This window comes from Hoeflea sp. BAL378 (assembly GCF_000759435.1).
Taxonomy (GTDB): Bacteria; Pseudomonadota; Alphaproteobacteria; order Rhizobiales; family Rhizobiaceae; genus Hoeflea.
Map to the genome: position 1 here is coordinate 1 of NZ_JRJG01000174.1, position 7,996 is coordinate 7,996.

At 69.6% G+C, this 7,996-nt stretch carries 6 protein-coding genes; 1 reads left to right on the top strand and 5 read right to left on the bottom strand.

Features of this window, described 5'->3' with window-relative positions; translation table 11 throughout:
* Window positions 1-373: aldehyde dehydrogenase family protein (locus tag LL06_RS24310; protein ID WP_035533195.1), on the top strand; the 373-nt coding region annotated here is incomplete at its 5' end.
* 39 nt (window positions 374-412) lie between these two features.
* Here LL06_RS24310 and LL06_RS24315 read toward each other — a convergent pair.
* The 5 genes from LL06_RS24315 to malQ form a co-directional block, all read right to left on the bottom strand.
* Entirely contained in the window at window positions 413-2,605 is a 2,193-nt protein-coding gene (locus LL06_RS24315; protein ID WP_035533197.1) for a xanthine dehydrogenase family protein molybdopterin-binding subunit, read from the bottom strand.
* Window positions 2,602-3,588 (bottom strand): xanthine dehydrogenase family protein subunit M, encoded by a 987-nt coding sequence (locus LL06_RS24320; RefSeq protein WP_035533199.1) that lies wholly within the window; start codon window positions 3,586-3,588, stop codon window positions 2,602-2,604. Before LL06_RS24320 ends, LL06_RS24315 begins: the two co-directional genes overlap by 4 nt.
* Window positions 3,585-4,091, bottom strand: a complete 507-nt coding sequence (locus LL06_RS24325; RefSeq protein WP_081964172.1) for a 2Fe-2S iron-sulfur cluster-binding protein — start codon at window positions 4,089-4,091, stop codon at window positions 3,585-3,587. Before LL06_RS24325 ends, LL06_RS24320 begins: the two co-directional genes overlap by 4 nt.
* A 181-nt stretch (window positions 4,092-4,272) precedes the next feature.
* Window positions 4,273-6,723 carry a malto-oligosyltrehalose synthase gene (treY, locus tag LL06_RS24330; RefSeq protein ID WP_035533201.1) on the bottom strand — a complete coding sequence of 817 codons (2,451 nt, stop codon included), beginning with the start codon at window positions 6,721-6,723 and terminating at the stop codon, window positions 4,273-4,275.
* A partial coding sequence (malQ, locus tag LL06_RS24335) for a 4-alpha-glucanotransferase (RefSeq protein ID WP_152599764.1) occupies window positions 6,720-7,996 on the bottom strand: 1,277 nt, incomplete at its 5' end. The genes treY and malQ, both read right to left, overlap by 4 nt.

The window sequence follows — 7,996 nt, forward strand, 5'->3', positions numbered from 1 at the left end:
CCGGCAGGCGGGCGACGGCTTCTATTTCCCGCCGACCGTGCTCAGCCAGGTCCCCGCCGACGCCGCGATCACAAGCGAGGAAATCTTCGGGCCGATCGCCGCGATCACCGTTTTCGACACCGAGGAAGAGGTGATCGCCGCCGCCAACGACACCGAATACGGTCTGATCGCCTATGTCTTCACCCGAGATCTCGGACGCGGCCTTCGCGTCTCCGAACGGCTCGAGAGCGGCATGATCGGGCTCAACCGCGGGCTGGCTTCCGACCCTGCCGCGCCCTTCGGCGGCGTCAAGCAGTCCGGCCTCGGCCGCGAGGGCGCCCATCACGGCATCCTCGAATTCTGCGAGACCAAATACATCGCGGTCGCCTGGTAGCGCCTCCGGCGGGCAGCAGGCCGGCGGACCCTGGTCGGATCAGAGCCCGGCCAGGATCTTGTCGAGCGTCGCCGGATAGTCGCGCACGCGCACGCCGCAGGCGTTGAAGATGGCGTTGTTGATCGAGGCCGCGGCGCCGGAGATGCCGAGTTCACCGATGCCCTTGGCCTGGATCGGGCTCGCCCAGGGATCGCGCTCCTCGAGGAAATCGACCTCGAGCTGCGGTACGTCGGCATTGACCGGCAGATGGTACTCGGCGAAATCGCGGTTGACGATGGCACCGGTCCGCGGGTCGTGGATCAGCTCCTCGGTCAACGCCATGCCGATGCCGAAGGTCATCCCGCCCAGGCACTGCGACCGGGCGGTCTTGGCGTTGAGAATGCGGCCCGCGGCGAAGACGCCGAGCATGCGCCTCACGCGGACTTCCGCGGTCACCTCATTGACCGCCACTTCGGCGAAGAACGCGCCAAAGGTCGACTGGCGCACCTCCTTGGAGGTCTTGCCCGGCTCGATCACGCCGCGCACCGAGATCGGGCCGTCGGCCAGAAGCTCCGCCAGCGGCACGCGTCGGTTGGCGGTGACGGCGTGGCCGTCCTTGAGCGTGAGCTCTTCCTCCACGCAGCCGAGCTTTTCGGCGAGGCACTTGCGGATGTCCTCGCAGGCGGCGAACACGGCACTGCCGGTGGAGCTCGCGCCCCACGACCCTCCCGAACCCGGCCCCGGCGGCAGGTCGGTGTCGCCGAGGACGGTGGTGACGCTCTGCATCGGCTGCCCCAGCATTTCCGCCGCGACCTGCGCCAGCACCGTGTAGGTGCCGGTGCCGATATCGGTCATGTCGCTCTCGATGCGGACGCCCCCGGCACTCAGCGTCACGATCGCCTCGGCCTCGGCCAGCATGTTGACGCGGGCGGCGCTCGACATGCCGAGCCCGATCAGCCATTCGCCGTCACGGGTGGAGCGGGGCACCGGGTTGCGGCGCTGCCAGTCGAACAGCTTGGCGCCGCGATCGAGCGCGCTCGCCAGCATGTGGCTCGAAAACGGCTTGTCGCCCTCGGGATCCGTCTCGGGAATGTTGCGCTTGCGCAGCTCGACCGGATCGATGCCGGCCTTGATCGCCAGTTCGTCCATGGCGGTTTCCAGCACCGTCATGCCGATCGCTTCGCCGGGCGCGCGCACCGAGCCGGCGCAGGTGAGGTTCAGCCGCACGATCTCGTGGACGATCTCGCGGTTCTTGGCTGCATAGAGAAAGTGAGTGGCCTGCGTGACCGGCTCGGAGAATTTCTCGCCCGGCAATTGCGAGACCAGCGCCGCGTGACCGATCCCGGTCAGGCGGCCCTCGGCATCGGCGGCGAGGCGAACCCGCTGCCGGCTTTCCGAGCGGCGCATGGTGGTTTCGAACACCTGCCGGCGCGACAGCGCCAGCGCCACCGGCCGGCCGACGGCCCTGGCCGCGATCGATGCCGCCACCGCGTCATGGGCGATGCCGAGCTTGGAGCCGAAGCCGCCGCCGACATAGGGCGCCAGGATGCGGACGTTCTCCGGCTTGATGCCGAGCGCGTCGGCCAGTTCGTTGCGGTTGTATTTGAGCATCTGGCAGCTTGCGCGCACCGTCAGCCGGTCGCCGTCCCAGCTTGCGATGGCCGCATGCGGCTCCATCGGCGCGCTGGAATGGCCGGGCGTGCGATAGACCTCGTCGATGCTGAACGCCGCCGCGCCCATGGCCTGGTCGAGATCGCCCTGCGAGGTCTGCTTGCCCTTGGGGCGTTCGTGCTCCAGCGTTTCGGCTTCGGGGTCGAGCACCGCGTCGGCGGCCTCGGTCTCCACCACGAGCTGCTGCGCCGCATGGCGCGCCTGCTCGAAGCTTTCCGCCACCACCACGGCCAGCGGCTGGCCGATGTAGAAGATTTTCCGGGGACCCTGCACCGGCGCCTTGTTGGCGGTGCCCTGCGCGGGATTGCGCAGCAGGCGGTCGTCGTCGATCACCGCGAGCACGCCGTCCATCGCCTCGACCGGCGCCTTGTCGATGCGGGTCACCGTGCCGCGCGAGATGGCCGCGCGCACCAGCACCGCATGGCACAGGCCCTCGACCGGCCATTCATGCGCATAGACCGCCTTTCCCGACACCTTGAGCGCACCCTCGCTGCGGTCGAGCGGCTCGCCGATCACGCCCTGCGCCATCGCATCCAGGCGGTTGCGGCGATCGGGTGCGTCCATCTTCACATGCGCGGTCATTGGCTCTCTTCCGTGGCTTGCTTCAGGGTTGCGATGATGGTCCGGCGCAACAGCGGGATCTTGAAATCATTGCCGCCCTGGCCCCTGGCCTCGCCCAGGACTTCGTCGGCAAAGGCTTCAAACAGCTTCTCTGAGGGGCGTTCGCCCGCCAGCATCAGCTCGGCGTGGTGATTGCGCCAGGGACGCGGCGCGACGCCGCCGAAGGCGAGCGCGGCGCTGCCGATGGTGCCGTTCTCGACGGCGACCACGGCCGCTGCCGAGACGAGGGCGAAGGCATAGGAGGCGCGGTCGCGGACCTTGCGGTAGATTTGCGTCGCCTTCACCGGCGCCGGCAGCACCACGCCGGTGATCAGGTCCCCGGGTTCGAGCACGGTCTCGATATGGGGCGTGTCGCCCGGCAGGCGGTAGAAATCCGACAGCGGCACGGAGCGGGTGATGCCCTCGACCGTCTCGATCTCGACGCCGGCATCGAGCGCCTGCATGGCCACGGCCATGTCGCTCGGATGGGTGGCGATGCAGTGATCGCTGGCGCCCAGGATCGCGTGGAGCCGCGTGGCGCCGCCGATCGCCGAACAGCCGCTGCCCGGCTCCCGCTTGTTGCAGGGCGCGGAGGTGTCGTAGAAATAGTAGCAGCGCGTCCGCTGCAGCAGGTTGCCGCCGGTGGTGGCCTTGTTGCGGAGCTGGCCGCTCGCGCCGGCCAGGAGCGCGCGCGACAGGAGCGGATAGTCGCGGCGGACCCGCTCGTCGGCGGCGAGGTCGCTGTTGGTCACCAGCGCGCCGATGCGCAGGCCGCCGATCGGCAGGGAGGCACATTCCGCGAGATCGAGCCGGTTGATGTCGACGAGGCGGGTCGGCGCCATCACTTCGAGCTTCATGAGATCCAGCAGGTTGGTGCCGCCGGCGATGAAGGCGCTGCCTTCGGCGCGGGCCTGGCGGGTGGCCTCCGGCAGACCCGACGGGCGGACATAGTCGAACGGCCTCATGACGACGCCTCCGATGCGGAGCGGATCGCCGCGACGATGTTGGGATAGCAGGCGCAACGGCAGAGATTGCCGCTCATCCGCTCGCTGATCTCCTCGTCGCTGAGGCGCGGCTTGCCGTCGAGCGAGTCCGAAACGTGGCTGGGCCAGCCGGCCTTGACCTCTTCAAGCATGGCGGTGGCGGAGCAGATCTGCCCCGGCGTGCAGTAGCCGCACTGGAAACCGTCCTCGCTCATGAAGGCCTGCTGCAGGGCCGACAGATCTTCTTCCGAACCGATGCCCTCGATGGTGACGATCTCATCGCCGTCATGCATGCAGGCGAGAGTCAGGCAGGAATTGATCCGCCTGCCGTTGACCAGCACCGTGCAGGCGCCGCACTGGCCGTGGTCGCAGCCCTTCTTGGCGCCGGTGAGGCCCAGATGCTGGCGCAGGGCGTCGAGCAGGGTGGTGCGCTGGTCGGCGTTGAGCGCGTAGGTATGGCCGTTGATGGTGAGGTCTGTCTGCATCGGGTGATCAGGCTCCGCTTGCGGGTGCAATGAGGTCCATCACGCGCCGGAGGATCCGGCGCTCCGATCGGACCGCGTAGAAAATGTAATCCGCGATCGGCGCAAAGGTTCCAGAAAAGGACAGCATGCCGCGTGGACCCGCCTCCCCGCCAAGGGCTGCGGACCGTCGGGAAGGTACCGTCTATCCGATGAATACGGGGCTTTCGGCGAGCAACTCGGCAACTGGCCGGCCGTCGTCGAGCGCGGTGTCCTGCCACCACGCCGAATCGGGCACGCATTTCTCGCCGCCCAGCAGCGCTTCGGCGCATCTCAGCATCACCACGCAGGTCACGCTTTCCGCTCCCAGGCTGCGGCGGAAGGCGAGAACGTGTCCGGCTCGGACGCCCTGCACGCCGACCGGCTCGTAGCCGCCCTCGGCAAACAGCGCCGGATTGGCCCTGCGCCGTTCCAGCAGGTCGCGGATCAGCGCGAGCTTGCCGCCGCCCTGAAGGCCGGGCGCGGATTTTTCCGGATCATCGAGCGCCGCCTGGCGCAGGCCGTAGTCAACCGGCCGGCGGTTGTCGGGATCGACGAGGCTGAAGTCGGCCAGTTCGCATCCCTGATAGAGGTCCGGCATGCCTGGAACGGTGCAACGCAGCGCCGTCTGCACCAGCATGTTGGCGCGGGTCGCGCCGGCGGTATGGGCGACGAAGGCCTCGATGTCGGCCAGGAAATCCGCGGCACGGGCGGGGTCGAGCAGATGCAGCACCAGCTTTTCGCAGGCGGCCTCATAGGCCTCGTCCGGCGCTTCCCAGGAGGAGCGCAGCTTGGCCTCGCGCAGCGCCTTCTGCTGCCAGGCGATGATGCGCCCGGCAAAGGCCGTGAGCCCGGCGCGGTCGCCTGCGGCCAGGCCGGGCGACCAGGCGCCGAAGAGGGTCTGGAACAGCATGGAGCGGTCGGCCGGATCCACCTGAAGCGCCCGGTCGCCGGCAAGCCGGTCCCAGCGGGTGATCCGCTCGCGCCAGGCGTCGGGGATCTCGCTCAGCACGGCGAGCCGGGCGCGGACATCCTCGCCGCGCTTGTGGTCATGGGTGGCGGTGGCGAGCATGGCGCGCGGGAAATCGCGGGCGCGGGCCACCATCGCCTGATGGAACTCCGCTACCGGCATGGAAAACCGCGCCGCGTCGAAGCCGACATCGGCGCGGGAGAGGAGAGCACCGTAGCGATAGAAGGCGGTGTCCTCGACGGATTTTGCCGCGATCGGCGCCGAGAGCTGCTGGAAGCGCTGCACCGCCGTGGCGGCAAGGCCGGGATCGCCCGGCCCCTCGCCCGCCAGCCAGGCGAGCACATGGTCGACCACCATCGCCTCGCCGGGCGGGGTGAAGCGGGCGGCGCGCCTGCGCACCGTCTCGCGGACACGGGCGTCCTCGGCCGGGGCGCTCTGGCCGTCGCCATAGGTGCGATAGACGGGAAACACCCACAGCATGCGCCGGATCGCCCGGCGCAGCATGGCACGGGTGAGGCCCGAGCTCTCGTCGCCGGAGGCGGCAAGGGCTGTGAAGGCCGTGACGCAGGCCTCCATTTGTCCGTCGAAGGCCCAGTCGAGCATGTCCTGGCGGGCGGCGAGTTCCTCCTCGTGGAAATCGAGCTCGCGGCCGCTGAAATCCCACCAGAGTTCGGCCAGCGGCTTTTCGCCGTCGGGCGCGTGCAGCAGGGCCGACGCCTGTTCCATGAAATCATAGCCCGAAGTGCCGTCGACGCCCCAGTCGGTCGCAAGCGCCTCGCCCGGTCCGAGGATCTTCTCGATGACGACATAGGCAGGTCCCTGCGGCACGCCGGCGGGACGCCCGATGGCGTCGAGCCGCTGCCTGAGCGTGCGGCAATAACCCGCCGGATCGGTCAGCCCGTCGACATGGTCGATGCGGACGCCATCGATCAGGCCCTCGGCATAGAGCCGGAAATAGAGTGCATGGGTGGCCTCGAACACCGCCTCGTCCTCGATCCGGAGCCCCGCAAGCTCGGTGATGGTGAAGAAGCGGCGCCAGTTGAGGTCGTCATCGGCGGTCCGCCACCACGCGATCTGGTAATGCTGGCGCGCGAGCAGTTCCGACAGATCCGCGCCGCCTTCCGCGCGGGCAGCCGCATGATCCTCGGGCCGGAGCGGCAGGCGCTGTTCGCCGTAAAGCACGAGCGCCGGCTCGTCGCCGTCAGCGTCGATGCCGATGTCGCCCGCGGCCAGGGCCTGGGGCAGCGGCGCGCCGAGCAGCGGCAGCAGCAGCTTGCGGCTCCAGTCGATGCCGAAGAAGTTCGCGTAGCGGCTCTCAGGACCATTGCGGAGCACGTCGTTCCACCAGGCGTTCCCGCCGCCGGCGACGCCCATGTGATTGGGCACGATGTCGATGATCAGGCCCATGCCGCGGGCGCGGAGCGCCGCGACCAGGCTGCGCAGGCCCTCTTCGCCGCCAAGTTCGGGGTTGATCCGCGTCGCATCCACGACGTCATAGCCGTGGGTCGAGCCGCTGCGCGCGGTGGTGACCGGCGAGGCGTAGACATGGCTGATGCCGAGCCGGTCGAGATAGGGAACCAGCGCCTCGGCGTCGGCGAAAGTGAAATCCCTGTGGAACTGGAAGCGGTAGCTGGCGCGCGGCGTCATCGGGGTCTCGCTTTGTCTGAGTCTGGTCGCCGGAGCGGCGCCGGCTCGACGCGGCCCCTGTCGAGCGGGCGCGGCCCGCTCGGCGCGGTGTCGAGCCGGGCCTTGGCGAGCCGGTCGATCCTTGCCTTCACCCTCTCCTCACCGAGCAGAGCTTCGGTGCGCCCGGGCATGCGGCGGCGCCAGTTGGGATGCTCGTCGATGGTGCCCGGCAGGTTCGGCTGCTCGACCAGGCCCAGCACATCCTCGAGCGGAATGATCGCCAGCTCGCAGGCGGTCGCGCCGACATGGGCAATCGCAGCGTCGGCGAAGGCATCGGTCTCACTGGGATCCGGCACGGGTCCCGACACGGTGCCGGCTTCCAGGAAATCCTGCCACATCAGCACGCGGTCGCGGGACCGCGCGGCGCGGTCGGCGGCCTCGTCGGGGGCGCGGGAGCTGCGTCCCAGCCGCCAGGTCCAGTCGATGTCGCGTCCGCGCCACCAGCCGGCCGCCGTCGGCAGGTCATGGGTGCCGGTCATCGCCGCTGCCTGCGGGTCCCACTCGCCGGGCGGCGTGAAGGCGCCGTCCTCGTCGCGCTCGAACCAGAGCACGCGCATGCCCAGCACCTCGCGCGCCGCCATCCGCTCGCGCAGGCCTGCGGGCACGGTGCCGAGGTCCTCGCCGATGACGATGGCGCGGGCGCGGTGGGATTCGATGGCGAGGATGCGCAGCATGTCCTCGAGCGGGTAGGTGAGATAGGCGCCCTGGTCCGCGGTCTCGCCCTGCGGCACCACCCAGAGCCGGCTGAGGCCGAGCGCATGGTCGATGCGGATGCCGCCGGCATGGTCGAGCCCGGCGCGCAGCGTAGCGATGAAGGGATCGAAGCCGGTGCGCCTCAGCGCCACCGGCGAGAAGCCGGTGATGCCCCAGTTCTGGCCGTCGGGGCCGAGAACGTCGGGCGGCGCGCCCACCGACACGCCGGTGAGCAGTTCCTCGGGGCGGCTCCAGGCATGGCTGCCGCCGGGATCCATGCCGACCGCAAGATCCGAGATCAGGCCGACGGCCATGCCGGCGCTGGTGGCGGCCTTCTGCGCCGTGTCGAGGCTGATCTTGGCGAGCCACTGGCCGAAGACGAAGAAGTCCACCTCCGCGGCATGGCTCGCGGCGAAGTCCGCCACCGCCGGCCCCGAGGCGTCATGGAACTCCGTCGGCCAGTCCTGCCAGCCGGTCGCGCCGAGGCCAAAGAAATGGGCGTGCAGCGCGTCGAACACCGCATGCTGCTCCAGCGCGGCCC

Coding starts and splice junctions, on each gene's coding strand:
- LL06_RS24315 (WP_035533197.1), bottom strand. CDS start 2,605: ATGACCGCGCATGTGAAGATGGACGCACCCGATCGCCGCAACCGCCTG.
- LL06_RS24320 (WP_035533199.1), bottom strand. CDS start 3,588: ATGAGGCCGTTCGACTATGTCCGCCCGTCGGGTCTGCCGGAGGCCACC.
- LL06_RS24325 (WP_081964172.1), bottom strand. CDS start 4,091: ATGCAGACAGACCTCACCATCAACGGCCATACCTACGCGCTCAACGCC.
- treY (WP_035533201.1), bottom strand. CDS start 6,723: ATGACGCCGCGCGCCAGCTACCGCTTCCAGTTCCACAGGGATTTCACT.